The organism is Sphingomonas sp. SKA58, assembly GCF_000153545.1.
GTDB classification, from domain to species: domain Bacteria; phylum Pseudomonadota; class Alphaproteobacteria; order Sphingomonadales; family Sphingomonadaceae; genus Sphingobium; species Sphingobium soli.
In genome coordinates, this window is the sequence record NZ_CH959306.1 from 368,042 (window position 1) to 394,040 (window position 25,999).

The following is a 25,999-nucleotide window of genomic DNA, read 5'->3' on the forward strand; positions in this document are numbered from 1 at the left end:
GGGCTTGCGGGCGGCTAGAGCTTTTTCATGACATTCGCGCTTAACATTTCGCGCTCGCTTTCCGGGCAGCCCTGGCGCTGGCGCGGCGCCGGGGCAGACACGCGCGACCCGGCCTGCGTCCCTGATGATCTGGTCACGCAACTGTTGCTGGCGCGCGGTTGCACGCGCGATGGGCTGGACGCGCATCGCAATCCTACCATCCGCGGTTTCATGCCCGATCCCAGCTTGTTTCGCGACATGGACGTAGCGGCCGAACGCCTGGCCGATGCCGTACAGCGCCAGGAAGATGTGCGCATCTTCGGCGACTATGACGTCGATGGCGCGACAAGCGCGGCCTTGCTGATCCGGCTGCTGCGCGATCTGGGGTTGCATGCGCGGCCCTATATCCCGGATCGGCTGATGGAAGGCTATGGTCCATCCGGTGAGGCGCTGGTCCGCTTGGCGGGCGAGGGGGCAAGCCTGATCGTTACTGTCGATTGCGGCGCGCAGGCGTTCGAGGCGCTATCCATGGCCAAAGCCTCGGGCGTCGACGTCGTCGTGGTAGACCATCACAAATGCGCAAGCCAGCTGCCCGAGGCGTTCGCGCTGGTGAACCCCAACAGGCTGGACGAACATCCCGAAGCCGCCCTGCACGGGCATCTGGCGGCCGTTGGCGTCGCCTTTCTGCTGGGCGCGCGGCTGCTGAAGACCCTGGACGCCAGAGGCTGGTTCGCGAGCCGTCAAAAGCCCAATATACTCGACCTGCTGGATATCGTGGCGCTTGGCACCGTCGCCGACGTGGCGCAGTTGAAAGGCCTCAATCGCGCTTTCGTGGCGCAGGGGCTCAAGGTGATGAGCAAGCGGCGCAACATCGGCCTGTCCGCGCTCATCGACGCCAGTCGCCTGACGCGCGCGCCGCTATGCCATGATCTTGGCTTTGCGCTTGGCCCGCGCATCAATGCGGGCGGGCGGGTCGGCCAGGCGGATCTTGGCGTCCGTCTGCTGACAACCGAAGACCCTGCCGAAGCGGCGCGGATCGCGGCACAACTCGACCAGTATAATGAGGAGCGGCGCGCGATCGAATCGACGGTGCAGGAACAGGCCGAAGCACTGCTTGCCGCCCAGGGAAACCGGGCGGTGGCGGTGATCGCGGGCGCCGGCTGGCATCCCGGCGTCATCGGTATCGTTGCCGGACGGATCAAGGAAAAGGCGGGTCGACCCGCGATCGTCATTGCGCTGGACGACGCAGGCGTTGGCAAGGGATCTGGCCGTTCCATTTCGGGCGTCGATCTGGGCGCGGCGGTGCTGGCCGCGAAGGATAGCGGGCTGTTGGTCGCGGGCGGCGGGCACGCGATGGCGGCGGGGCTGACCGTAGCTGCGGACCGCATTGACGCGCTGGCGGATTATCTGGACGAACGGCTGTCCGCTGCGGTGGCAAAGGCGCGGGACGACCGCGCGCTCCTGATTGACGCCGTGCTTGCGCCGACCGGCGTCAATCCGGACTTTGTTGCCGCGCTGGACCAGGGCGGCCCCTATGGCGCGGGTTGGCCCGCACCGCTGATCGCGGCTGGCCCGATGCGCGTCATCAAGGCGGACGTGGTGGGCAACGGTCATCTGCGCGCGATCATGGCCGGGGACGACGGCAGGTCCATCAAGACGATCGCGTTCCGTCGCGCTGAAACGGACCTTGGGCAGGCGATCCTTGCTGCTCCGCGTGATCGACGGCTTTGGGTGGCCGGTAAGGCCAAGATTGACGATTGGGGCAGCCGTCCTGCCGCCGAACTCCATCTGGAAGATGCAGCCTGGGCGGATTGAGCGAGTTTGCAATTTTCTTGGCGTTTAGGGGTTGACCCTTTTCCCGTCCCCGCCTAATTGCGCCCTCGCTTCGCAGCGCTGCCCGGCAGCGCCGCCGAACGGCCCCTTCGTCTAGCGGTTAGGACGCGGCCCTTTCACGGCTGAAACACGGGTTCGATTCCCGTAGGGGTCACCAAAATCCTCTCCCAGAGGGTTTCAGGAAGTGCCGGGAACGGCGGAATTCTGCGGTTTTTCGTGGTATAGGTATCCCATACGGAGCGGTCTCGGACCACCGGATACCAGCATGTTGATGGTATGTCTGATGGTAGCGCGGCCCTCCCCGAGACGGAGATACCATCATGGCGCTTACCGCTGCTGCCATCAAGAACGCCAAGGGCCGGGAAAAGCCCTATAAACTCACCGATAGCGATGGCCTGTTCCTCCATGTGACGCCGAACGGCGGACGCTACTGGCGGATGAATTACCGCCATCTCGGCAAGCAAAAGACGCTGGCGTTCGGTGTCTATCCCGACATCGGCCTTGCCGATGCCCGCGAGCAGCGCGACGCCGCCCGCAAGGTGCTGGCGAAGGGTGACGATCCCGCCGAGAGAGCAAAGCTGGATCGGCTTGCCGCCACCGTTGCCGCCGCCAACAGCTTCAAGGCCGTCGCCGACGAATGGCTTGTGAAAGTCGAGCGTGAAGGCCGCTCCGCCGTCACGATGAAGAAGCTGCGCTGGTTGCTGGACTTCATCAATGTGTCGCTGGGCAAACGCCCGGTCACCGCCATCACCGCACAGGAGGTTTTGACAATGCTGCGCAAAATGGAGGGCAAGGGCCGCTATGAGACGACCAAGCGCCTGCGCAGCACGTGCAGTCAAATATTCCGCTACGCCATCGCTACGGCGCGCGCGGAGCGTGACGTGGCAGCGGACCTGCGCGGCGCGCTGATCGCGCCCCGGCCTGTCCACCGCGCCGCGATCACCGGTGCGGACAATGCAGGCGGACTGTTACGGGCCATTGAGGCGTTCGAGGGTTTAGCCAACACCAAGGCGGCGCTGCAACTACTTCCCCATGTGTTCGTGCGCCCCGGCGAGCTACGCCATGCCGAATGGGCCGACTTCGATTTCGACAAGGCGCTGTGGACCATCCCAGCGCACAAGACGAAGATGCGTCGCGCCCATACGATTCCCCTCTCCCGGCAGGCATTGGCGATCCTTGGCACCATCGAACACGATGCAGACTATAGCCGCTACCTGTTCCCGTCGCTCCGCTCGGTGGACCGGCCCATGTCGGAGAACACCATCAACGCTGCCCTGCGGCGCATGGGCTTCGCACAGGATGAAATGACCGGCCATGGCTTCCGGGCGATGGCGGCAACGCTGCTCAACGAAATGGGTCTATGGCATCCAGACGCGATCGAGCGTCAGCTTGCCCATTGCGACAACAACGCCGTGCGCCGCGCCTACACGCGGGGCGAATATTGGGACGAACGGGTCCGCATGATGCAGCACTGGTCTGACCATCTCGACTTCTTGCGCGACGGGCAGAAGGTCGTAACCGGCAAGTTCGGAAAGGCGAAAAACCAAGCCGCCTGATGACAGACCATCGAAGTTGCCGTGCCCCTGTCCCGAACAGGCGGGGCACGGCAACAAGATCAAACGCCCAACTCCTCCCGGTAGCTTACCGGATCGGCAATCCAGCGGTTGATGGCGGACTCGCGCCAGCCAGCGCCGTGGACGCTGATCTTCACTTGGCGCGGGAAAGTGCCTTCGCCCATCTTGCGATAAAGCGTCGTGCGGGAAAGCCCTGTGCGGGCGAGGACGGTTTTCAGGCGAATGATACGATCAGGGTTGTTCATGGAGCAGTCTCTTCAAATTAGGATGTTGCACGCGCCCCCGGCCACGAGCATTGGATGCCTTGCCGTCCCGGACAAGAGTATTCCGGGCGTGCTGGCAGCTACGCTTTCATGGGTCGGTGAACGCTGGCGGCAATTGGCGGTCAGCGGCGGAAGACGGCGGAATTTGGCGTAGGCCTCTTACTGATGACAATCAGCGAAGATTTTTTCCCAGCCTGTACCAAAAACTTGATGCCAAGCCTTCGCATCCGCCCCGTTTCGGGGGACAGCCAGAAGGCGTCAGGCCGAGTCGAACATTTCAGGCTCCTTTTAAGGATCGCCGTCGCAGTGTGATGAAGCAAACTCATGCTCACCCGCAGCCTATGCGCTGTTAAGAAGGCCGATACCGTGTCGTTCCTTCCCATCCATGTTGAAATATAACGCTAAGTGTTATATGCAGCCATAGAAGCAGGAGAACCGCATCGCGCGCATCTTCAAAAATGTTTGGTTCGAGCGCTTCGCGCGAAAGGAACGGATTGCCGATGCGTCGCTTTGTGAAGCCGTAGAGCGCGCAGAAAGCGGTCTGGTGGATGCCGACCTTGGCGGCGGCGTCGTCAAGCAGCGGGTCGCGCGTGCCGGACAAGGCAAGTCTGGAGGCTATCGCACGCTGATCCTGTTCCGGCAGGGCGACCGGGCAATATTCGCTTTCGGGTTCGCCAAGAGCGCGCAGGCGAACATATCGAAGGCGGACCTGGCCCTGCTCCGGGACGCGGCGGGCGAGGCACTGGAATGGAGCGGTGAGGAACTGGACCGACTGGTGGCGTCGGGAACGTTGGTGGAGATCGAAGATGGGAACGGTGATGAAGGATAAGGGCTATCGCAGCGAGATTGCGGGCGCGATCCATGAAATGATGAGCGACGCCCATGACGCGGGCGTGGTGTCGCGCGCGACGCTGCGGACGTTCGATGAGGCGTGCCTTGCCCCTGCCCCTGCGCTGGCAGGCGATGAAATCCGTGCGATCCGGGAACGCGAGCATGTCTCGCAGCCGGTGTTTGCCGCCTATCTCAACGTCTCGCGCAATTTGGTGTCGGATTGGGAACGCGGTGTGAAGCGGCCCGGCGGCCCTGCCCTGCGCCTCCTGTCCATTATCCAACGCAAGGGATTGCAGGCGGTCGCGTAGCTGTCCCCGTCGGAAAACCTGTTTTGTCGGACAATGGCCGATTTGAGACTGTCGGCTTTCCGGCGTGCAGGTCGCTATAGCTGCCCGTCCTCTTTTGGGGCAGGGGACAGGTCGCAGGCAGAAATAGCTGCCCGTCGGCCATCGACCATTTGTGGTCACTCTGCGCTTCTTTTGCGTATCCCGAAAGCGGACATACGCGATCCGGTATTGCAGCAAGCTGCATCTTGTCTCATCGTTCGTTGATGACGCTTCACGCCATCACGCAACGGATCGGTTTTGTGCCTTTGTCGCTTTTGTCTGCTTTGGTGCTATCCAGGTTTCCTGCGCACGCATGTTCGTATCCTCGTATCGAAAAATCGCCTGCAAGAATCAGGCAAGCAGCTCAAAGCGCATTTTCCAAAGCTGATTCCGTCGTCGATGCTGAAGTTATTTCGCCGATGACCTTTGGCTCGGCGTGGAAGGAAGGCCTCACGCCAATGGCGATGCTGAAGGTCTTAAACACGTGGAAAGGACCACATAATAAAGGCGAATTTATATTCGTGATATACCTTAGCTCTTGCGACATAGGGCTTCCAAATGCCGGAGAAAAAATAAGAGTAGTTCTTTCGGGTGGCCATGACATGTATCGAGCAGAGCTGCGTGCCAACGGCTACGGGTATGCGCAAAGGCCATATAATGTCGAAATAGATCGGCTGGTTAGGCGCGTCCGCCCGGCATATATATCGGCTTACCCCGGTATGCAGAAATAGCCCGCGCTCTCGATTTGATATGCTATATCGAGCAAAGGCGCCTCTAAGCAGTCAGTCCGCTAACCACCCATCCTGGCGATTCAGCCGGGGCAAAGGTGCGGCGAGTCGCGCCGATGCTGCCGGTCCGGTATATATCCGCATGAATCGAACGCGAGAACGGCGCTGACGGATGGTTAGCGGAATGTCAGCGTTCAGACGAGATATCTTTAAAAACTGACGGTTTTCAATCGGGGAGGCGTTCCAACCCGCCGGAGGTTCTGGATATCTGTTATTCTAACAACCAGACCTAAGGGCGCATCCTCATTTACTGTGGCGACCCCAATGATGTCTGCGCGGAAAAATTTACCGCCATTCCAATCGGAAGTGCTTTGGTCTGCGTGATCTGCCCCCACCGAGTGGACCGATTGGTTTGTTAGTTCATTAAGCTCATCGCCGCCATATCCGGACGGAGGTGGAGCGAAGCGGAACCGGAGGCCGGATATGGCGGTGTCGCCGTTTCCGGTGCCGGCGGCCGGTAGCCCAGGCTGCTATGGGGCCGAACGGTGTTGTAATGCCGCCGCCATGCCTCGATCAGCACCCTGGCCTCGGCGAGGCTGTAGAAGATCTCGCCATTGAGCAGTTCGTCGCGAAGCGACCCGTTGAGCCGCAGGCCGGGCGAAGCCCAACCTTTCGTTATAGCCATTTTCCCATGGTGATCCCGGCGCGATGTAGAGGGTCTTCACGCCTATCTGCCCCAGCCACTTCTGGACGGCGGTCGCGATAAACTCGCTACCATTATCGGATCGTATATGCGCTGGCGGCCCACGCGAGATGAACAGGTAGGCCAGGGCCGCCAGAACATCCTCGTGTTTGAGCTTCCGTGCGACGATGAGCGCCAGACATTCCCTGCTGGCCTCGTCGATGATCGTCAGGATGCGGAACTTGCGGCCGTCATGCGTGCGCCCCTCGACGAAGTCGTAGGCCCACACGTGCCCCGGATACTCGGGCCGCAGCCGGATGCACGATCCGTCATTGAGCCATAGACGCCCGCGCTTTGGCTGGCGCTGCGGGACTTTCAGTCCTTCACGCCGCCATATCCGCTCGACCCGCTTATGGTTCACCGTCCACCCCGCATGGCACAGCAACGCTGTAACCCGGCGGTAGCCGTAACGACCATATTGCTTCGCCAATGCAATGATGTCCTCGGTCAGTGCCTGTTCGTCATCCGCCCCGCGCGGTATCTTGCGCTGCGTCGATCGATGCTGACCCAGCACCCGGCATATCCGTCGCTCGGATACACGGACTGGCAGATCCCGTCGCACCTGATCGATGCAGCGCCGCCGCCGCGCGGGGCTCAGAAGTTTCCCCGTGCAGCCTCCTGCAGGATCAGCTTGTCTAGCGTCAGGTCCGAGATCGCCCGGCGCAGCCGCTGGTTCTCCTTCTCCAGATCCTTCATCCGCCGCGCCTGATCGGTCTTCAGGCCGCCATACTCCTTGCGCCACCGATAATAGGTCTGCTCGCTGACCGCGATCCGCCGGCACGCCTCGGCAGTCGAGGCTCCCTGCGCCAGCACAATCTCAACCTCACGCAGCTTGCCGATGATCTCTTCTGGCTTGTGCTTCTTGCTCGGCATTCAATGTCCCCTTCATGGTCCAGACTATCATAGTCTCTGGGCCACTCAGCGGGGGGCAGATCACCGCTCGATGGCGCTTTCGGGGATGGTGTCGAGGTCCACACCCGCCGATCCTCGCCCTATACTGTTGTTGACGTTGAGGACGGCGTTGGCGTGGCGGCGCTTGCCGTTAACCAGGACGAGTGTCTGGTCAGGAGACAGGCCTCGCATGGTAATTGGTCTCGTGTTGGCGGCGGAGGCAGTGGTCGCGGCGCGTGCGAAATTGATCGAGGGCTGAAGGAAATTGAGAGCAGCCCGAGATCGCTGAACCCTGTCCGACAATTGTATCGCCTGACACGACATCTATCGGCGCAGAGGAGGCCAGCGCCGCGCGCCCTTCCGATCGTGTGCCAGTTACGACGATGTCATTGGCAACCGGTTCCTTGCTCTCTGTCTGGGCATGAGCAGGGATGCAGACAAAGGCAATAGAGGCAATGATGGACGTTTTATGCATGGCCGATCCCCCGAGTGTGCGCTTGGCGCTCGGATAGAGCCGAACGATGACATGCGGTATCGACGAAACCGGGACAGTTGTTGCGCCAGGCGCAACAACGGGTTGTCGCCATGCAACGGCGGATGAGCGAGCGTCCGAACAAAAGGCTCGGTTCCGAGGTCGACCAGGTGGGCAGGTCAATGTGCTGGCCGATCTGTTCATCGAGCATGGATCACCTGAGCATATCAGGTCCAACAACGGTCCTCAGTTCGTCGCCCACGCGGTGCGCAAATGGCTGGGAAGGTTCGACGTCACCACGTTCAACATCGAGCCGGGCAGTCGATGGGAAAACAGCTACATCGAGAGATTCAATGCACGCCTGCGCGATAAAGCGGAGCCAGTACCATAATCCGGATTGAGCGGAAAGTTGAGCTGCTTGGGTCTCATGGCAAAGGCACCGACCTTCCGACATGGTCGCGACGGTCATGCGCTTGTAGCGCGCCTTGTCCTTCAACCTGCGGTCATACGAAATGCGGCGGTCGCTTCGCCAGGAAAGCGGCGACTCCTTCCCGCCCTTCGGCCGCTCCGGCGGACTCGGCAATAGAGGCGGCTTCGCGATCTAGTTGGGTGGAAAGGTCGGCGTTTACCGATTCGACCAGCAAAGAGCGACATCTGGCGAGTGCGCGGATCGGCCCTTTTGCAAGCGTCGATGCGACGGCCGACGCCTCGGTGCGCAGCCTATCATCGGCAACCACACGTGTCACAAGGCCCATTCCCGCCGCTTCCTCGGCGCCGATCCGTCGGTTGGTGAATATCATCTCCTGCGCCCTGCGCATCCCGATCAGGCGCGGCAACCACCATGACGCGCCGCCGTCGGGCGTCAGTCCGACCGCGCTGTAGGCCGAGGTGAAATGCGCGGAAGCGGCCGTAAGCGCGATATCTCCCAATATCGCAAGGCTGAGTCCCGCGCCTGCCGCAGGACCGTTGATCGCCGTGACGAAAGGCTTTTCCATCGTAGCGAGCCGATGGATTCCGCGATGGAAACTGCGGGCAAGGGCACCGACTGCCGCTTCGGCATCCTCTCCGGCTGCGGAGAATGCGTCGATGTCGCCTCCAACGCAGAAGAATTTCCCGCTTCCGGTCAGGACGACGCAGCGTATATTCGCGTCCTCCGCACATTGCTCCGCCAGTTCATTGAGGCGGAATGCGAATTCGGGATCGACGGAATTGCGCTTTTCGGGCCGCGCCAATGTCAGCCAGGCGATGCCGTCCCGGATGTCGAGCGTGATGGCAGGATTGTTCATTGCGCGCCCGCCTTTTCCGCCTGCTGCCACGCCAGACGCATGAGTTCGGGAAGCACCGCAACGCGCTCGCGCGCTTGCGCGGATGAGGCGTTGCCGCGGATGACCCGGCCCTTGATGCCATGAAATATGGCTGCGAGCCGAAAGAAGTTGAAGGCAACGTAAAAGTCGTAGCCGGGCATGCCCGCCAGCCCCCTGCGCCGGCAATAGGCGGCGAGATAGGCCGCTTCGTCGGCTATGCCGAGCGCGGCAGGTTCGGTCCCGCCCAGACCAGCGACGATATGCGGCGGCATGCGATACATCATCGCATGATAGGCGAAGTCGGCACCCGGATGTCCCAGCGTCGAAAGCTCCCAGTCGAGCACAGCCAGAATGCGAGGTTCGGTGGGATGGAAGATCAGATTGTCGAGGCGGAAGTCGCCATGGACGATGCTCGTTTCCTCTCCGTCGGGGATGTGGGAGGGGAGCCATTCGACCAGGCGATCCATATGGGGATCGCGCCCGGCCGCCGTATCCTCAAGATATTGGCGGGACCAGCGCGCAATCTGTCGTTCGAAATAGTTTCCGGGCCGACCATAGTCTGCAAGGCCGATGGCAGTGAAATCAATGCTGTGAAGATCGGCGATCGTCCCGTTCATCGCATCGAAGAGCGCGGCTCTTTCCGCGCGGGAGACGTCGGGCAACGCAGCGTCCCAGAAGATGCGGCCCTCCACCATGTCCATGACATAGAAGATTGTGCCAATGACGGTGGGATCGGTGCACAGGCCATGGATGGCTGCGACCGGGAATCCTGCCCGCGAAAGGCTGGTGAGCACTTTTGCTTCCCGATCGAGTGCATGCGCGCCCTTGAGCAGAGGGCCGGGCGGTTGCTTGCGCAGGACATACGTCTTGCCGGGCGTACGCAACTTATAGGTCGGATTGGACTGCCCGCCCTTGAATTGCTCGATTTCCAGCGGCTCGGCATAGCCTGCGACATTGGCTCGCATCCAGCCATCCAGCACCTCCAGATCCAGCTCATAGCCGGGGCGGACGGTCGCCGTTCCGCTGTTGCTATCAGCCGGAGCGCTCATTGCGCCCCCCGGTCTGCAGAGATGGGGGGCGGCAGCCATTGGCCGTTCAGCATGGCAGGCTTTGGTCCATAGGCGCGGATCACGACGAAGAACGGCCCCGCCGGAGCGGGCAGCCAATTGCCGGTGGCGGGGGCGTCATGCTGTATCCGGATATCGATCGAGCCGTCTTTCCGTATCTTGAGGCCCTTTGTCCGGTCGCTCACCAGATAGCGACCGAGCGGATTGGGATATAGGGCAAACGTTTTCGAGTCGTAGAGCGTGACCGACCAGAAGCTGTTGACGGGCGGCGGTGTTTGCAGGCGGAGCGTGTAGCGGTTGGATGCGCCATCCAATGTCGCGCCCTTGCCATCGACGAAGGTGGTGTAGGAGGCGTTTTCCTCTCGCACATTCGCGCCGAGCCCGGCGATGTTAATGACGGACCGGCGCACATAATTGAAACCGTAAACGGCCTTGTTGACCTTCATCCACCCCGTACCGGTGGGTTCGCCCAGTTGCGCCTTGGCGCGGGTAAGCATGCCCAGCGCTTCCGTATAGCCGCTTTCAATCGCCGCTTGCGCAGCAGGAGTGAGCGCGTCCGGATCAAACGCCTTGTCTCCCATTATGCCGAGCGAGCGGAACTGCGATACGAGCGCCGCTTCGCCCGGCTGCCATCCGTTGGTCCGCAGCACATAGTCGAGCACCCGAAGATAGCCCAAGGCGCCGGAAGCGGGAGGCGGGGGGGACGCATAGCCACTTACATTCGCGGTTTCTTCTCCTTCTTTCGGAGGGATGATTTTGACTGCATCCTGAAAGGCGCGCGCCGTCCGGACTTCCGCATCGGACTGGGCAAAGGCGCGCATGAGAATCCAGAGCTGGGTGGTTGCCGCGTGATAGATCCTCACCCCTTTTGGCGGAGTTCCGTTCCATCCGCGCGGTACCAGCAGGAAGCGGCCGCCCTCAAAGCCGATCGTTCGATTGCTGAGATTGCTCGGATTGCCGAAGATGTCGAAGATGTTGAGCGTGAAATATTTGAGCTGCGTTGCCGGGATATCGATTTCGACCGGCCCCTTGCTGAGGTCTATCCAGGCGGTGGAGTAAAGCGTGTCGGTGTTGGGAACCTTGAACGTGGCATAGTCCGGCCCGGCAAGGTTTCGGTCATGCGCGAAGCGGTTGAACCCGGTATAGTTGTCGGAACCGCGGTCAATCGCTTGCCGATAAAGCTGTTCATATTGCAGATACGCCGACATGCCGTAAACGGTCGCCTCGAACGCGGTGGTCCGCAGCAGTGCGGCGCGGTCCTTCTCGTTTCGTGGCAGCAGGTCTTCGCCATAGCCGGATCGGGTGGCCGGGGCTTCCGGCGCGGCGAAACTTCTTGTCTGGGCATGCCCCGCGCTCGAAGCCAGAAGTGGCAGGAGCATGGCCACCGACCGCGCGGCAGGTGCATATGATCTCATGTTCATGACTGTCCTTGCTTCCATTCGCGCTTGATCTTTTTGGCGAGGCTCCACTTATGGACTTCGGTTGGACCGTCGTAGATCCGGAACGCGCGGATTTCCCGGAATGCCTGTTCGACGATCGTGTCGCCGGAAACACCGGTTCCTCCCATCACCTGTACGCACCGATCCGCGACGCGAAACAGCGCGTCCGACACCGCGACCTTCGCCATGGAGCTTTCCGCCGTGCCGAGCGATCCTGTGTCGAGAACGCCTGCGCACCAGTCGATCATCAGTTCGGCCTGTTTCAGGTCGATGAGGTTGTCGGCAAGCATGAAGCCGACGCCTTCATGATCGACGAGCTGCTTGCCGAATGCATGGCGTCGGCAAGCATATTCAGCGGCGATTTCGTGCGCACGCATGGCGAGGCCGAGCCAGCGCATGCAGTGCGAAAGGCGGGCAGGGCTGAGGCGTATCTGGGCATAGGTGAACCCTTCTCCGCTGGCACCCAGCATCTGGTCTGCCGGGACGCGCAGATCGACGATGTCGACTTCGGCGTGGCCGCCGGGCATCGAACTGTCGATCGTGTCGATCACGCGCACTGTCCGGATCGCCGGATCGGGCAGGTCGACCAGGAACATACATGCGCCGTCGTCGGATCGCGCCATGACGATGCCGACATGAGCGCCTTCCGCCCCGGTAATAAACTTCTTTCGGCCATTGATGCACCAATGGTTGCCGTCGAGATGGCAGGAGGTCTGCATCATCGACGGATCGGAACCTGCGCCGCCCGCTTCAGCGGGCTCGGTCATGAAAAAGGCGGAGCGTGCTTCGCCTTTCACCAGCGGGTCGAGGAAGCGGGCTTTCTGCTCGGTGGTCCCGACCTTGCCCAGCAAATACATATTGCCTTCATCCGGCGCGGCGGTGTTGCATGCGATCGGACCGAGGGGAGACAGGCCCGTCCTTGTCAGAACGATCGCCGTTTCCCGCTGGGTCAGATGCGATCCGTCCTCCAGGATATGCGGGGTCAGCACGCCGGCCTCCCGCGCTTTGGCGCGAAGTTCGCTGACAAGTGCGTCCGCCGGTCCGTGGAAACCGAGGCGATCGTCGCTTTCATAGGGGACGACCACATCCCGGACAAAGGATTCCACCCTTGACGCGATAGCAGTTGCTCGCTCGGTCATTGCGCCGTGCTCCCCCCGTCGATCACGAGCTCGGCACCCGTCATGTAGCGCGATTCCTCACTTGCCAGAAACAGGATGCCGTCCGCGATCTCTTCGGCCTGTCCGATCCGGCCCAGCGGGACATCCGCCAGCAGGGTCTTGGCGATTTCCGCATCGGCATGGGCGGGCGCAGTCAGGGGAGTGGCTATGTGGCCAGGATGAATGGAATTTGCTCGTATGCCATTGCCCGCCGCCGCACATTCAATCGCGGTCGCCTTGGTGAACATCCGGACACCTCCCTTCGCGGCGCAGTAGGAGCCGGTGCCGGGGCCGGCCACGATACCGCGAATGGAGGACATGTTCACAATCGCGCCCTGGCCCGATGCGGCGAGCAAAGGCATCATATATTTCGTGCCCAGGAACACGCTGTCGAGATTGACGGCGATGATCGATCGCCACTGCTCCAGTGTCGTATCGGTGATCGAGGCGAACTTGCCGAAACCCGCATTGTTCACCAGAATGTCGAGCTTCCCGAACTGTGCGTCGATCCGTTCGGCCAACGCGGCCCATGCCCGTTCATCGGTGACGTCCATCGTGACCGTCTGGTGCCCGTCGCCGCGGAGCGATGCGAACACGCTCGACAGGGCATCTTCGTTGTGGTCTGCCATGACGACTTTCGCGCCTTCTTCCGCGAAACGGCGGGCGGTGGCCAGCCCGATGCCGGACGCCGCACCTGTTATCAGCGCAATCCGCGCGTCGAGCCTGTTCATATCCTTTCCTCCTCTGAATCGGCCTTGCCCTTGCTGAGAGAAATCAGACTGTCGAACTGAGGATTTTCCCGCTTCAGAATGGCTTGCGTCCTTTTTTCGATTGGTCCGTCGTACCGTGCGGTGGTGAAGACGTAGAACAGATCCTTGCGGATGCCGTCGAACGCCAGCGCGGCCACGTCCTCGGGGGAGGGGGCATTGCGGAACAGATTGTCGGAAATTGACTGGAATTCGGCGGCTTCGGTCGGTTGCCCGTCGGCAGGTTGCAAATGGGCCGGGCGCGATCGCTCGGCCTCGTAAATCCGCGTCGCGACGAGGCCGGGGCACAGCATCGTCACACCAATCGGTGCGTTCAGCGAGCGAAGGCCGGCATAGAGCGCTTCGGTAATGCGCACCATGGCGTGCTTTGACGCGCCATATACGGCGGACCCTTCACCGCTGACAAAGCCGGCCACAGACGCCGTGTTGAGAATATGCCCCTGACGCCCTTCGGCTAACATTCTTGGCACGAAGCTGCGGATGCCGTTTACGACGCCGTCCATGTTCACGCCAAAGGCCCAGCGCCAGTCCTCCGGCGCATATTCCCAGACGAACCGGTGGCGACCGCCGGGAACGACACCGGCATTGTTGCACAGCAGAGATACCTCGCCGAAGCGGGACCAGGCGAGGTCGGCGAGAGCCTGTACTGCTTCCGGATCAGCGACGTCGGTCTTCTGAAGCGCGATACCCGAACCGTCGATGGTGTCAGCCACCGCTTCAAGATCGGCAAGATTGATGTCCGCAAGGACGAGATTCATGCCCTGCTGCGCGGCCAGGCGCGCAAGCGCCGCACCAATGCCGCTGCCCGCTCCCGTAATAACGGCCGTCTGCCCCATAAAGTCTCTCATCCGGGCACGCTCCTCTCGCATCGGCCTTTATGCAAGAGAGTGTAGTCGACCGTCCGGTCGGACGTCAACTAGTTGTCGGATGTTGACCGCGCTTGCGAAGCGGCATAGCCATAGTCAACCGACCGGACGGTCCAGACATTATCGGAGAGACTATGACTGATCTTCTGCCACCGCTCACCAGTCTCGGCCGCTTGCGTCGTGACGCGCCTAAGACTGTTTCCGGTTTCCGACGGTGGCGCGCGATTATCGATACCGATGGCGCGGTCCCTGCCAGAATCAAGCGTCTGTTCGTCGCCTGCGCGGCTACGATCAAGGGCTATCGGGAGCTCGCGCAGCGGGAACTGGTCTTGGCCCGGGCGGATGGGCTGACCGAGGCGGAAGCCGGCGCGGCTTTGGCGATCCTTGCGAGTGTGCGCGGCGAGGGGGCGTCGCTGCGCTTTTACGATATCTACCAGGAGACATTCCCGGAAGCCGACGATCCCGATTGGCCAGACGAAGACATGGTCGTGGAAGATGGCGAAGCAGAGGCCAACTTTCTTCAGTATTTCGGAACGATGCCGCCTTCACTGGGCAAGTTGTTCGAGCTCAAGCCGCTTGGCGCCGACGCTTATTATCTCATGCGTGAGGGTACATTGTCGGGGACGGCGCTGGGGCCTGTATATGCCGAGCTGTTGCTCGTTACCGTCCTGGCTGCCGACTATAGTTCCTGGGCATCAGTGCATATCAAAGGCGCACGAACCGCCGGTGCCAGCGACGAAGCGGTGGCAGAGGCGATAATCTGCGCCGTGCCGACCGCTGGCCTGTCGGCATGGGTTATCGGCGCGACCGCAATGGACGCTTAATGTGGTGGATTTGGAATTCGCCTCATTGGCCGGGAGAGCTGGAGCGAATTGCAAATCCTTTAACCGCACTGGAATCCGGCGTTCAAAGGCCGCTGACCAGATGCCCGCCATCCACCGCGATAACCGCACCCGTCATGTAGCGCGACTGGTCGGAGCACAACAGCAGGAGCGGACCGTCCAGATCGTGCATTTGGCCTAGCCGCTTCTGCGGGATGCGCGAGATGAGGCGTAGCCCCGCATCGGATGCGAAAAAGTCGCGATTGAGGTCGGTTTCAATATAGCCGGGGGCGAGCGCATTGACCCGGATGCCCAGCGCCGCCCATTCCAGCGCGAGTGCCTTCGTCAGCTGGATCAGTCCGGCTTTGCTGGTTGCATACGCGGCCAGTCCCTTGGACACGCGTTCGCCCAGAATCGAGGCGATGTTGACGATCGTTCCGCCTTCGTTACGCATCATGCGCGCCGCATGTTGGGCCACCAGAAAGGCGCCGGTCAGATTGGGCTGGAGCACTTGCGCCCATTCCGATGTACTGAGATCGAGCGCCGCGCTGATATGGGCAACCCCTGCATTGTTAACGACGATTGAGAGAGGTTCGGCAAGGCTCCGTTCGATCTGTTCAAAGGCTGCTGCGACGGCAGCCGGATCGGTGACATCCATGGCGATGGGAATGCAGGTGCCGCCCTGCCGGTCAATCTCGTCGGAAAGCGCGGCCAGCGCGTCCACCCGGCGTGCCGCGGCTATGACCCTCGCTCCCTCACGCGCCAGAAGATGAGCGAAATGCCGGCCCAAACCTGAACTCGCTCCGGTGATCAGTACTGTCTTGCCCTTAAGTTGCATTGTCCACTACCTCGCCCTTGCATTCTCGTCATCCAGCCGTATCCCTAGGAGGAACCGACCAGACGGTCGACTTGCCTTTGTGAGAGGTAGGACGCGGAACAGGGAACAGAGCCGACAATGGCGCGAGAAGCAGCAAAGAAACGACAGACGACCGAAGCGCATGACGAGAAGCGCAACGAGATACTCGGGCATTGCGCGACGCTTTTCGACCGGGTGGGATATCACAAGGCCTCGATGCAGATGCTGGCGGATGAGGTCGGCCTCGGCAAGCCGACACTATACCATTATTTCTCGAGCAAGAGTGCGATCCTGTTCGCTATGCACGACGCGCATATGAGCGCGCTGCTGGCCGGTCTCGATGAGGAACGGGGATCGGACGATCCGCTGAGGCGCCTGCACGCAGCATGCGTTGATATCCTGCGACAAATCGCAGAGCATCCGGGCTATGTTCGCGCGTTTATGGACCATTATGAAGATCTGGAAGGCAAGATGCGCGAGCATATCCGGGCGCAGCGCAATGCCTATCTCCAGCGGGTGCGCGGCATCATCGAGCAGGGTATCGCGAACGGCCAATTCCGAGCCTGCGATCCGGGGCTCACGACGCTGGCTTTCCTCGGCATGTGCAACTGGGCCTATAAATGGTATCCTCCGCTGGCGAAGCGGAGATCGCCGGAAGATGTCGCCGACGCGATTTGCCAGCCGTTTTTCGAAGGGTTGAGTTTGAAGAGTAACTGACCATGTCCGCTATCGGCCCATGCTGCGCGATGCCGTCCAAAAGCTTGATCGACGCTATCCGCTTTTCGGAACCCGGTGGCATAAGACCGGCGGCAGAGCGACTGCGTGATGCAGTGGTCGATATTTGTGGGTTGCACACTGCGGTCACGCACAATGTGGCTTCCCGCGAACCGATGCGAGACGGCGATGGTGCGGTGCTTGCAAGTGAGGTTTTCGGATTCCGCAGCGAAGAGTCGCGCTGGTGGGAGGTGCCCCAGCTTGCCCTTTCCTCGCCGATCGTTCACGCCTGCCGGGTCGAAGCGGAGCCGTTCTGGTGTAATGCGCACGGTTTTCGCACCCGCTTGCCCAACCCGCTGCTCGATCTGATCGACCTGCACGATTTCCGTATCCGAGCAATGACGGCGGCAGCGATCGTGGTTCCCATCCACCTGCCGTTCGGTCAGATCGGTGCGGCGAGCTTCCTTTCACCTGAACCCGACACCAATGACCTGTCCGATGCCTATTCGTCTGCCGCCGACGCGCTGGCCGTGCTGGCGCGGGCCTTTGTGCAAAGCTATTCCAAGGTAACGGCGCGGGCGCGCCACGATCTGGCCAGCATTTCGTTGACTAAGCGCGAAGTGGAATGCCTGCGCTGGGCGGCTGCCGGAAAGACGAACGAGGAAATCGGAATCATTCTGGGTCTGCAACGCACCACGGTGCGATTTCACATCCGATCGGCGTCGGTAAAACTTGACGCCGTGAACCGCGATCAGACGATGTTCAAGGCCGCGCAGCTCGGATTTCTGGGCATGATCAGCTAGGCCCCTGTCGCATTGGTCAGAAGCAGACCGAACGGTCGGGCGCTATATCTTCGGCAGGAGATTAGCCGTGCCCGACATCCTGGAAGTCCCGATCGCAGATGACCTGATCCGCTCTGATACCGAGGGCGTCGCTCTGCTTGCGTCCCGCGAGCGCGCGACCGGGCGGCTCTGTTTTCCGGCGCGGACCGAAAACGATACGCGGTACGAGCGCTTGGTGCTGCCCAGGACCGGTCGGTTATGGTCGTGGACCGTTCAGCGGTTTCGCCCCAAATCCCCACCATATGCCGGCCCGGACGCATTCGAGCCCTATGCGGTCGGCTATATCGAACTGGAGGGTGCGTTGATCGTCGAGGGACGTCTGGTCGACGTGGCATTCGACGCGTTGGAAATCGGTATGGCGATGCGGGTCGTGCCGCTGCCCTTCCGGCTGGCGGACGGCTCGCTGCGCACCAGCTTCGGGTTCACAGCGGACGAGGGGCAAGGCGCATGAGCGACGACGTCTTCATTGTCGGTGCAGGCATTCACCCCTTTGGTCGCACCCCTGATCTTTCGGGCCTTCAGCAGGGAGTCTTCGCCGTCAGGCAGGCACTCGATCGCGCGGGGCTGGCATGGCCTGACATTCAGTTCGCGTTCGGCGGATCGGATGCTGCGGGGAACGCCGACACGATGGTGGCGGAGCTGGGACTTACCGGCATTCCCTTTATCAATGTCGCCAATGGGTGCGCGACGGGTGGCTCGGCGATGTTCGGAGCCTACAGCACGATCAAGTCTGGTGAGTTTGATCTGGGGCTTGCGGTTGGGTTCGACAAGCATCCGCGCGGCTCATTCTCACCGCTTCCCGCGGATTGGGGCCTGCCGGACTGGTATGGCGAAACCGGGCTGATGCTGACCACCCAATTTTTTGCCATGAAAATACAACGTTATATGAGCATATACGGCATCACCCCGCACGCGCTGGGCGCGGTCGCCGAGAAGGCATTTGCCAACGGCGTCCTTGCCGATCATGCCTGGCGGCGCGAAGCGGTCGACATCGATACCATCATGAATTCGCAAATGGTCAGCGATCCGCTGACCAAGTTCATGTTCTGCTCGCCGGGAGAGGGCGCAGTGGCATTGTTGCTGGCGAGCGGCAAAAAGGCGCGCGAACTCGGCCTCCCGGCGGTGCGACTGCGCGCGGCAGCCGTTCGTACCCGCCCCCCGGGCTCCTTCGAGGTTTTCTCGCCAGCGCTTGATCTTGAACGCGGTGGTTCGCCGACCAGCATCGCCTCGCGAGCGGCCTACGATATGGCCGGCGTCGGCCCCGAGGATATCGACATCGCGCAGCTTCAGGATACGGAGGTGGGCGCGGAGATCATGCACATGGCCGAGAATGGCTTTTGCGCTGATGGCGACCAGACCGAGTGGATCGCGAAAGGTCGCACGCGGATCGACGGAGACCTGCCGGTCAACACCGACGGCGGATGTCTTGCCTGTGGGGAGCCGATCGGCGCATCCGGACTTCGCCAGGTGTACGAAAATTATATGCAGTTGACCGGGCAGGCGGGTGCGCGGCAGGCACCTGGCAAGCTGCGGCTGGGCTATAGCCATGTCTATGGCGCACCCGGCGTCTCCGCTGTCGCGATCGTGGAGCGTTGACGCCATGGACCTGTCCCTTACCAAAGATCAGCAGTCTTTTCGCGAGGAGGTGCGGGCTTTTCTCGCCGCCTCGCTTACGCCCGGGCTGCGACGCGGAGCCGGACTGACATCCGGGGTGTTTGCAGAACCCGATATTGCGCGCGAATGGCAGGCAATTCTGGAAGCGAAAGGGTGGCTGGTCTACCATTGGCCCGATCATGCAGGCGGGCCGGGATGGACGCCGATCCAGCGCTGGATCTTTGAGAAGGAATGCGCTGACGCGGGCGCTCCTGTCCTGCCGGGTATGGGGCTGAAACTGGTGGGGCCGGTGCTCTACACATTCGGCACCCAGGCGCAGCAGGATTATTATCTTCCGCGTCTGCGCTCGGCAGAACATTTCTGGGCGCAGGGCTTTTCGGAGCCCGGCGCGGGTTCCGATCTTGCCAGTCTGCGGACGCGCGCCGTGCGCGAGGGAGATCATTACATCGTGTCGGGCCACAAGATCTGGACGACGCAGGCCCAGTATGCGAACCGGCTTTTCGCGCTGGTCCGTACCGACGCCGAAGTGAAGCCGCAAAAAGGCATCAGCTTCCTTTTGATCGACATGGCGCAGCCGGGTGTCACCGTAAAGCCGATCCTCAGCGCATCCGGCGATCACGAGCTGAACGAGGTCTTCCTCGATGAGGTAAGGGTGCCTGTTTCCGACCGTGTCGGCGACGAAGGACAAGGCTGGTCGATCGCAAAATTTCTACTGGAGAATGAGCGGGGAGGGTCAAGCTTTGCGCCGGCGATCCTCGCTGACCTTGCCCGTTTGCATACTTCGGCAGGCCCATTGACCGGCGAACTCGCCGACCGCGCTCTTCGACTTCGACTGGAGGCGGAAGCGCTTGAAATGACAGAGCTTCGGACGCTGATTGAGATTGAGCATGGCGCCGCGCCCGACCCGCGCAGCCTGACCACCAAGCTGCTGGCGTCCGAAATCCGGCAGGGCTTAGAGGCCCTGGCGGTGGACGCATTCGGACTAGCCGGCCTTCAATTGCCGGGCGAACGCCCTTTTTATGGTGGCGACATGCCCGCGCCTGTCGTTTCGCCGGCGGCGCAGGTCGCGGCGGCCCGCTATCTCAACGCTCGCGCCTGGTCGATTTTCGGCGGCACCAGCGAAATCCAGCTCACCCTCATCGCAAAGGCCGCGCTCGGCCTTTAGACAAAGAAGGACGCATCATGCCTGAAGCCTATATCGTTTCTGCCCGCCGTACCGCCGGTGGCCGCCGCAATGGCCGCCTTGCCGGCTGGCACCCCGCCGATCTTGGCGCCCTCGTTCTGAACGCACTGGTCGCCGACGCCGGTGTCGATCCCGCAGCGATCGACGATGTCATCATCGGCTGCGTGAGCCAGGTGGGCGAGCAGACATTCGCCTTCGGTCGCAATGTGGTGCTCGCGTCCAGCCTGCCCGACAGCGTGCCGGCCGTGACGATCGACCGGCAGTGCGGATCATCCCAGCAGGCGGTGCATTTCGCGGCGCAGGCGGTCATGTCAGGCCTTCAGGACATCGTCATTGCAGGCGGCGTCGAAAGCATGACGCGCGTGCCGATGGGATCAGCCATCACGCTGGCCAAAGCCGGCGGAATCGGCGCCAATCCTTTCTCCGGGGCGATTCAAAAGCGCTATGGCGTGGAGATGTTCAGCCAGTTTCAGGGCGCGCAGATGATTGCCGACAAATATGGTTTCACCCGTGAGGATCATGACCGGTTTGCGCTCGCCAGCCACGAGAAGGCGGCGGCGGCGATGAAGGCGGGCGCATTCGACCGGGAGATCGTGCCGGTGCCCATCGTAACTGCGGACGGCGAGCAGGCAGTGCATGATCGCGACGAAGGGGTGCGGGCCGATGCATCACTGGAGTCGATTGGCTCGGTCAAGCTGATCAGCGAGGGAGGCACGCTGTCCGCCGCCGCTGCTAGCCAGATTTGCGACGGGGCGAGCGGTGTGCTCGTCGCATCCGAAGCGGCGGTTCGGGCGCATGGCCTGAAGCCCATCGCCCGCATCGTCAATCTGGCGGTGACGGCTGGCGACCCGGTGATCATGCTGGAGGAACCGATCCCTGCAACCCGCCGCGTTCTGGATCGCGCGGGCATGACGATGAAGGACATCGACCTGTTTGAAGTGAACGAAGCCTTCGCGCCCATCCCGCTGGCATGGATGAAGGCACTTGATGCGGACCCGTCCAAACTGAACGTCAACGGCGGCGCGATCGCGCTCGGCCATCCGCTCGGCGCGACCGGCACGAAGCTGATGGCGACGCTCATCCATGCGCTCAAGGCGCGGGGCAAGCGCTACGGCCTCCAGACAATGTGCGAAGGCGGCGGCATCGCCAACGCCTCGATCATCGAGGTGCTTTGAGCCATGAACCTCGCGCTCAGCGATGAGCAGGCTATGGTCCGTGACATGGTCCGCCGCTTTCTGGCGGACCGCTACGACGCGACGACCATGGCGAAAGGGCCGATGTCCTCCGACGACTGGCGCGCGTTGGGGGAGCTCGGCCTCTTCGCTCTGCTCATGCCGGAACAGGCCGGTGGGCTGGGTGGCGGTGCGGTGGAGGTGATGATCATCTCGCAAGAGCTGGGACGCGCGCTTGCGATCACGCCACTGGCCGAAGCCATCCTGCTGTGCGGGCGCGCGCTGGCCGCTGATCAGGCCGTCGGAGGTTGGACCGACAGACTGATGCAGGGAGACGCCTTGCTCGCTTTTGCTCGGGGCGGCGAAGTTGTGGATGGACGGCTCTCCGGTTTGGCGGATATCGTCCGGGACGGGGTCAATGCCGACGCCTTCGTCGTGGAGACGGAAGCGGGCGCGCTTCTGTTGGTCGATGTGCAGGACAGCCGCATCCGCCGGATACCGGTTCGCCTGGCGGACGGCAGCATGGCGGCGAATGTGCGGTTCGATGCGGCGCTGGCCCAACCGCTCACGGCCCCCGCAAGCCTTTGGGCAGAAGCGCACACTCTCGCCGGCCTGTCGATCATCGCCGAACTGGTTGGCGCGATGTCGACATTGCTCGACCTTACGGTCGACTATGTCAAACAACGCCATCAGTTCGGTAAGCCGATCGCGAGCTTTCAGGTCGTGCAGCATCGCTGCGCCCGGATGTACACTTGGCTGGAGCAGTCTCGCTCGCTTCTTTTGAAAGCGGCCATGGTCGGGGAAAAAGAACGGACCCGGGCTGTGACGACCGCGAGAGCCTATATTGGCGATACTGCCTTGAAGCTTGCTGAAGAAGCGGTGCAGCTGCATGGCGGCATGGGGGTCACCAATGAACTCGCGGTCGGACGTGGGCTGCGTCGGGTGCTACTGCTGTCACGCTTACACGGCGGTGGAATCGCCGCCCGTTCTGCCCTGGCGGCCTGACGGGATCGGCCATGGCTACGACAGGCAGGGTCGAGGGAAAGGTCGTTCTCGTGACCGGCGCGGCGCACGGGCTGGGCCGGGCCGATGCCGAAGCATTGGCGCGCGAGGGCGCGCGGGTCATCGTCGCCGATGTGGATGAGGAAGAAGCGCAACGGGTCGCGGACGGGCTCCCGGCCGCGATAGCGCTGCGTCTGGACGTGACCTCCGAAGCACAGTGGCAGGCTGCGCTGACGAAGATCATGTGGGCGCATGGCCGTCTTGATGCGCTGGTCAACAATGCGGGCATCGCGGCTTTCGAGACGGTCGAGCAGTCGTCGCTGGAGGTATTCCGCCGCGTGATGGCCGTTTCGGCGGAAGGAACGTTTCTGGGATGCAGGACCTGCCTGCCGGCGCTTGCAGCCAGCGGTGCGGGATCGATCGTCAACATAGCGTCGGTGGCCGCGATCCGGGGCAATCCGTCGGTTTTCGCTTATAGCGCGGCCAAAGGCGCCATACTTTCCATGACGCGCAGCCTGATCGTCCATTGCCAGCAGCAGGGCTATCCCGTTCGCGCCAATGTGGTTCTGCCCGGCTCGCACGATACGCAGATGGTCCGTGACGCTTATCAATTCGCCGCGCCCGAATTGCGCGAAGCCGCGCAACGGCATGAAGGGCAGCCGGAGCATGTCGCCGACCTCGTCCTGTTTCTGGTGTCGGACGAGTCCGCCCGGCTGAACGGCGCTGAGATCGTGATCGACAACGGCCGGACGGTAGCCTGATGCTATGGGCTCCTGCAACCCGCTGAATCGGGCGGGACTTTTGGGTTAACCGGCCTGACCGCTGGAGGATGCCATCCCGCCTCCGCAGCCCTTGCCTCGGGGCGGTAAAGGCGCATCATTAGCATGAATGGTTCGCGGGGAGCGGGCAGCCAGTTTGCCCGGCCCTCTTCGCCGGGATCGTCATTCTGGATGAGAAGGCGAAGGAATCCATCCGGTCCATAGACGATGCCCGGCGTCCGGTCGCCGATTGAGTAGCGTCCGATCGGATTGGCGGCCAGAAAGCCTTTCTCATAATATAGTGTGATGGACCAGAAGCCGTCCACCGGGGGCAGATCCTGCTTGCGAAAGCAGAGGGTATAAGTGTTCCGGCCGTCCAGCTGTTGCCCCTGCGCATCGAGATGCGCGACCGGATAAAGCGCTTCGTCCTTGTCCAGAACATAGATCTGGTCCATCGCCACGGCCGCGCGCAACAGGAAGTCTCCGCCGAAGCGGGAACCAGCATAGCTGGTCGTCCAGCCGCCTGAAAGCGTGCCCAAATGGCGGGTCTTCTCGCGGATAATGGCGAGGCCGTCGGCAACGCCACGTTCGATGACAGCGCGCTCGACTGCCGGCAGATGCGCATAGCGGAAGCCGTTTTCAGTGGTGAGGCCTATGCGGCGCAGAGAAGCGATGAAGTCAGCATCCTCTTTCGACACGCGCCAGTCTTCAAGAACAGTGCCCAAGTTGGCGAGAAGCTTTAGGCCATTGGGCGCGCCGTTAATATCGCCCGCCAAGGGGCGCTGCGATGTTATCGGAGCTTCGACCAGGCGTCCTTCGCCAAGCCACTTGCGCAGCCTTATCGCGTCCTGAATACGGTGTACGTTCGGTAGATCCTGCGATCCGTCGACGAGGACGCGTCCCGCCACCATCAGGTAGCGCTGCGCGCTGCGCACGACTTTTGTCCCCTTCGGGATTTCCCCGCGATAGTCAGGCCCGGCGATGAAGATCGGTGGAAGCCGCCCACCATGGCTGCTCTGACCATAGGATTGTCGTGTCTCACTGTCGGCTTCGCCGAACTGAAAGATATAGTAGCGTGTCCCGAAGTCCGGCGTGTCGAGTTGAAACGGCCCTGCCTGCGTGTCGACAAAGGCAAGGCTGTAGAGCGTGTCGTTGTTCGGTGCGACGCCAATTCGCGTATCAGGTCCGGCAAGGTCTCGCGCCTGGCCGATCCGGTTGATGGGGGCCGTGGCAAGCGTCGTCGGGCGGGGAGCGAAGGGATGCTCTGGCTGGGTTGCCTTCTGCCGCAGCTGCGCCGCCCGAACCAACGGGTAGCCCCAAACGGTCGCGCGAACGGCCAAGGTGTAAGGATCGGTGCTCGCGCCGGAAAATATCTGCTGGGTGCTCGTCGCGTTTCGGAGCGGCTCTGACTGAAGCGGTTGCGAGGCTAAAACGCTCAGCAGAAACGCCAATAACAGCCTATGAGGAAAAAAGAGCGGCATGAGAGATTTAATGCTCTGTCAGATCGCTTGCGTAGAACCGGGATGCCCAAGCGATGCTCCCAGCGCCCGCGAGCGAGAACAGCACCACGACCGAAAGCGCGTAACGTAGCGATATGTCGTGCATCCCGTCCGCCGCCGCCAGATGATCGCTGAGGAACCCCGTCACCGCTGGTCCCAGGCCAAGCCCGAACAGATTGAAGACGAGCAGGGTCACCGCCGACGTAAGGGCCCGGATGCGTGGCGGAACGACGGACTGCGGAACGCCGATGATTGGCCCATAGTAGAAGAACATGAGCATGGTCGCGACGAAGCCGAACACCAGCGATGCCGTCAGCGATGGGATCAGGAATTGGAGCAGAGCAGCCGGCACCATCAGCAGCATCGCGACGGCGCTTACCCACACGCGGCCCGCCGGGTCGCGCGATCCTGCCGCGTCGGACAGGCGCCCGCCCAGATAGATGCCGATGCCGCCGCCGAGCCCGTTCATCAGCGCCAGCCAAGAAGCGACATCGGCCAGCGGCATGTCGTGAACGCGCATGTAGAAGGGCGCGGACCAACTCATCATCGCATATTGGGCGAAAGCATGAAGGGTCGTGCCGATCAACATGTAGCGATAGGTGCGCAACCGCCATAGGAATCGTATGGCTTCGCCCAGGGGTGGCGCTGTTTCCGCTTGCATCGAAAGGCCTGATCCCGTCCGCTTAGGCTCCCGCACGAGCAGCAGGACGAGCGGCGCCAGGGCCAGCCCCGCAACGCCTATCACTCCAAAAGCGAGACGCCATCCCAGCGCCGCGGCGATCCATCCGCCGGACGCATAGCCGAGCATGATCCCGGCCGGGAGAGCCAATCCCCATAGCGCGAGCGCCGTGACCCGTTTTTCAGGCGGATAATAGTCGGCTATTATGGAATGCGAGGCCGGCACGGAACCCGCCTCGCCCAGTGCGACCCCGATGCGGAAGGCGACGAGGGAGCCGAAACCGGTCGCCAGGCCCGAAAGCGCCGTCATGCCGCTCCAGGTGGCGATCGAGGCGGCGATGATATTGCGGCGGTTGAAGCGATCCGCCAGGCGCGCGATCGGAAGGGAAAGCGTCGCGTAGAACAACGCAAAGGCAAGGCCGGTGAGTAGTCCGAGTTGGCCGTCGCTCAACTTCAGTTCCTGTTTTATCGGTTCCTGAAGCACCGAGAGAACGGTACGGTCGATATAGTTGAACATCGAGACCAGCCCCAGCATGACCAGCATCGTACGGCGCAAACCGGCCGCAGAGGTGGTCGGCTGGGCAGTTAAGCCAATGGGAGGGCTGTTCATGCGCTTACCTC

General features: G+C 62.1%; 25 protein-coding genes, 1 tRNA gene and 2 pseudogenes. 16 read left to right on the top strand and 12 right to left on the bottom strand.

The features are described 5' to 3' along the window. The first annotated feature begins 27 nt into the window (after positions 1 to 27). The 3 genes from recJ (at position 28) to SKA58_RS02190 (ending at position 3,368) form a co-directional block, all read left to right on the top strand. Positions 28 to 1,794, top strand: coding sequence for a single-stranded-DNA-specific exonuclease RecJ (recJ, locus tag SKA58_RS02180; RefSeq protein WP_009820700.1), 1,767 nt, complete (start codon positions 28 to 30; stop codon positions 1,792 to 1,794). Between the two features lie 100 nt (positions 1,795 to 1,894). After that, positions 1,895 to 1,969 (top strand) — tRNA-Glu (locus SKA58_RS02185). Between the two features lie 163 nt (positions 1,970 to 2,132). Next, the gene (locus SKA58_RS02190) at positions 2,133 to 3,368 is read left to right on the top strand and encodes a tyrosine-type recombinase/integrase (protein ID WP_009820701.1); all 1,236 of its coding nucleotides are present in this window, start codon (positions 2,133 to 2,135) and stop codon (positions 3,366 to 3,368) included. Positions 3,369 to 3,427: 59 nt separating this feature from the next. On the opposite strand, the gene SKA58_RS02195 is transcribed toward SKA58_RS02190, so the two are convergent. Further along, positions 3,428 to 3,631, bottom strand: a complete 204-nt coding sequence (locus SKA58_RS02195; protein ID WP_009820702.1) for a helix-turn-helix transcriptional regulator — start codon at positions 3,629 to 3,631, stop codon at positions 3,428 to 3,430. 466 nt (positions 3,632 to 4,097) lie between these two features. Between SKA58_RS02195 and SKA58_RS02200 the strand changes: the two genes are divergently transcribed. The 3 genes from SKA58_RS02200 (at position 4,098) to SKA58_RS19755 (ending at position 5,537) form a co-directional block, all read left to right on the top strand. Continuing rightward, the gene (locus SKA58_RS02200; RefSeq protein ID WP_269572087.1) at positions 4,098 to 4,478 is read left to right on the top strand and encodes a type II toxin-antitoxin system RelE/ParE family toxin; all 381 of its coding nucleotides are present in this window, start codon (positions 4,098 to 4,100) and stop codon (positions 4,476 to 4,478) included. Further along, a complete protein-coding gene (locus SKA58_RS02205; RefSeq protein ID WP_009820704.1) occupies positions 4,468 to 4,788 on the top strand; it encodes a helix-turn-helix domain-containing protein in 321 nt (106 codons plus the stop codon). Before SKA58_RS02200 ends, SKA58_RS02205 begins: the two co-directional genes overlap by 11 nt. Before the next feature lie 242 nt (positions 4,789 to 5,030). Continuing rightward, a complete protein-coding gene (locus tag SKA58_RS19755; RefSeq protein WP_156784128.1) occupies positions 5,031 to 5,537 on the top strand; it encodes a hypothetical protein in 507 nt (168 codons plus the stop codon). 412 nt (positions 5,538 to 5,949) lie between these two features. Here SKA58_RS19755 and SKA58_RS02210 read toward each other — a convergent pair. Together SKA58_RS02210 and SKA58_RS02220 are read right to left on the bottom strand one after the other, a co-directional pair. Next, positions 5,950 to 7,149, bottom strand: a pseudogene (locus SKA58_RS02210) (IS3 family transposase). 60 nt (positions 7,150 to 7,209) lie between these two features. After that, entirely contained in the window at positions 7,210 to 7,491 is a 282-nt protein-coding gene (locus tag SKA58_RS02220; protein WP_009820706.1) for a TonB-dependent receptor plug domain-containing protein, read from the bottom strand. A 335-nt stretch (positions 7,492 to 7,826) separates the two neighbouring features. Here SKA58_RS02220 and SKA58_RS19995 point away from each other — a divergent pair. After that, positions 7,827 to 8,012 (top strand): annotated as a pseudogene (locus tag SKA58_RS19995) (integrase core domain-containing protein); the annotation flags it as partial. Positions 8,013 to 8,142: 130 nt separating this feature from the next. Here SKA58_RS19995 and SKA58_RS02230 read toward each other — a convergent pair. Genes SKA58_RS02230 through SKA58_RS02255 form a run of 6 tightly spaced genes read right to left on the bottom strand, consistent with a single transcriptional unit; the run spans position 8,143 to position 14,221 of the window. Continuing rightward, complete coding sequence (locus SKA58_RS02230; RefSeq protein WP_009820708.1) at positions 8,143 to 8,925, bottom strand: enoyl-CoA hydratase/isomerase family protein; 783 nt, start codon at positions 8,923 to 8,925, stop codon at positions 8,143 to 8,145. Further along, positions 8,922 to 9,992: a phosphotransferase gene (locus tag SKA58_RS02235; protein WP_009820709.1), complete on the bottom strand. Its 1,071-nt coding sequence runs from the start codon at positions 9,990 to 9,992 to the stop codon at positions 8,922 to 8,924. Before SKA58_RS02235 ends, SKA58_RS02230 begins: the two co-directional genes overlap by 4 nt. After that, a complete protein-coding gene (locus tag SKA58_RS02240; protein WP_009820710.1) occupies positions 9,989 to 11,389 on the bottom strand; it encodes a DUF1254 domain-containing protein in 1,401 nt (466 codons plus the stop codon). The genes SKA58_RS02235 and SKA58_RS02240 overlap by 4 nt, the downstream gene beginning before the upstream one ends. A 38-nt stretch (positions 11,390 to 11,427) precedes the next feature. Further along, complete coding sequence (locus SKA58_RS02245; protein WP_037542024.1) at positions 11,428 to 12,588, bottom strand: acyl-CoA dehydrogenase family protein; 1,161 nt, start codon at positions 12,586 to 12,588, stop codon at positions 11,428 to 11,430. Then, positions 12,585 to 13,337, bottom strand: a complete 753-nt coding sequence (locus SKA58_RS02250; RefSeq protein ID WP_009820712.1) for an SDR family NAD(P)-dependent oxidoreductase — start codon at positions 13,335 to 13,337, stop codon at positions 12,585 to 12,587. Before SKA58_RS02250 ends, SKA58_RS02245 begins: the two co-directional genes overlap by 4 nt. Then, positions 13,334 to 14,221 (bottom strand): SDR family NAD(P)-dependent oxidoreductase, encoded by an 888-nt coding sequence (locus SKA58_RS02255; protein ID WP_037542025.1) that lies wholly within the window; start codon positions 14,219 to 14,221, stop codon positions 13,334 to 13,336. The genes SKA58_RS02250 and SKA58_RS02255 overlap by 4 nt, the downstream gene beginning before the upstream one ends. A gap of 152 nt (positions 14,222 to 14,373) precedes the next feature. Here SKA58_RS02255 and SKA58_RS02260 point away from each other — a divergent pair, with 152 nt between their 5' ends. After that, entirely contained in the window at positions 14,374 to 15,063 is a 690-nt protein-coding gene (locus SKA58_RS02260; RefSeq protein WP_009820714.1) for a carboxymuconolactone decarboxylase family protein, read from the top strand. Between the two features lie 82 nt (positions 15,064 to 15,145). On the opposite strand, the gene SKA58_RS02265 is transcribed toward SKA58_RS02260, so the two are convergent. After that, positions 15,146 to 15,898 carry an SDR family NAD(P)-dependent oxidoreductase gene (locus SKA58_RS02265; RefSeq protein ID WP_037542026.1) on the bottom strand — a complete coding sequence of 251 codons (753 nt, stop codon included), beginning with the start codon at positions 15,896 to 15,898 and terminating at the stop codon, positions 15,146 to 15,148. A 117-nt stretch (positions 15,899 to 16,015) separates the two neighbouring features. Between SKA58_RS02265 and SKA58_RS02270 the strand changes: the two genes are divergently transcribed. From SKA58_RS02270 to SKA58_RS02305, 8 genes are all read left to right on the top strand, one after another. Further along, positions 16,016 to 16,633: a TetR/AcrR family transcriptional regulator gene (locus SKA58_RS02270; RefSeq protein WP_009820716.1), complete on the top strand. Its 618-nt coding sequence runs from the start codon at positions 16,016 to 16,018 to the stop codon at positions 16,631 to 16,633. 2 nt (positions 16,634 to 16,635) lie between these two features. After that, positions 16,636 to 17,433, top strand: a complete 798-nt coding sequence (locus tag SKA58_RS02275) for a helix-turn-helix transcriptional regulator (protein ID WP_037542027.1) — start codon at positions 16,636 to 16,638, stop codon at positions 17,431 to 17,433. A 67-nt stretch (positions 17,434 to 17,500) separates the two neighbouring features. Then, the gene (locus SKA58_RS02280) at positions 17,501 to 17,923 is read left to right on the top strand and encodes a Zn-ribbon domain-containing OB-fold protein (protein ID WP_009820719.1); all 423 of its coding nucleotides are present in this window, start codon (positions 17,501 to 17,503) and stop codon (positions 17,921 to 17,923) included. Further along, a complete protein-coding gene (locus tag SKA58_RS02285; RefSeq protein ID WP_009820720.1) occupies positions 17,920 to 19,068 on the top strand; it encodes a thiolase family protein in 1,149 nt (382 codons plus the stop codon). The genes SKA58_RS02280 and SKA58_RS02285 overlap by 4 nt, the downstream gene beginning before the upstream one ends. A 4-nt stretch (positions 19,069 to 19,072) precedes the next feature. Then, positions 19,073 to 20,251, top strand: coding sequence for an acyl-CoA dehydrogenase family protein (locus tag SKA58_RS02290; protein ID WP_009820721.1), 1,179 nt, complete (start codon positions 19,073 to 19,075; stop codon positions 20,249 to 20,251). Positions 20,252 to 20,268: 17 nt separating this feature from the next. Further along, positions 20,269 to 21,444, top strand: a complete 1,176-nt coding sequence (locus SKA58_RS02295) for an acetyl-CoA C-acetyltransferase (protein ID WP_009820722.1) — start codon at positions 20,269 to 20,271, stop codon at positions 21,442 to 21,444. Positions 21,445 to 21,447: 3 nt separating this feature from the next. Beyond that, positions 21,448 to 22,446: an acyl-CoA dehydrogenase family protein gene (locus SKA58_RS02300; RefSeq protein ID WP_009820723.1), complete on the top strand. Its 999-nt coding sequence runs from the start codon at positions 21,448 to 21,450 to the stop codon at positions 22,444 to 22,446. 11 nt (positions 22,447 to 22,457) lie between these two features. After that, on the top strand, positions 22,458 to 23,204 hold the full coding sequence (locus tag SKA58_RS02305; RefSeq protein ID WP_009820724.1) for an SDR family oxidoreductase: 747 nt from the start codon (positions 22,458 to 22,460) through the stop codon (positions 23,202 to 23,204). A gap of 2 nt (positions 23,205 to 23,206) precedes the next feature. On the opposite strand, the gene SKA58_RS02310 is transcribed toward SKA58_RS02305, so the two are convergent. Both SKA58_RS02310 and SKA58_RS02315 read right to left on the bottom strand, forming a co-directional pair. After that, positions 23,207 to 24,541, bottom strand: a complete 1,335-nt coding sequence (locus tag SKA58_RS02310; protein WP_009820725.1) for a DUF1254 domain-containing protein — start codon at positions 24,539 to 24,541, stop codon at positions 23,207 to 23,209. A 148-nt stretch (positions 24,542 to 24,689) separates the two neighbouring features. Beyond that, positions 24,690 to 25,988, bottom strand: a complete 1,299-nt coding sequence (locus tag SKA58_RS02315) for a spinster family MFS transporter (protein WP_037542029.1) — start codon at positions 25,986 to 25,988, stop codon at positions 24,690 to 24,692. Positions 25,989 to 25,999: the final 11 nt, after the last annotated feature.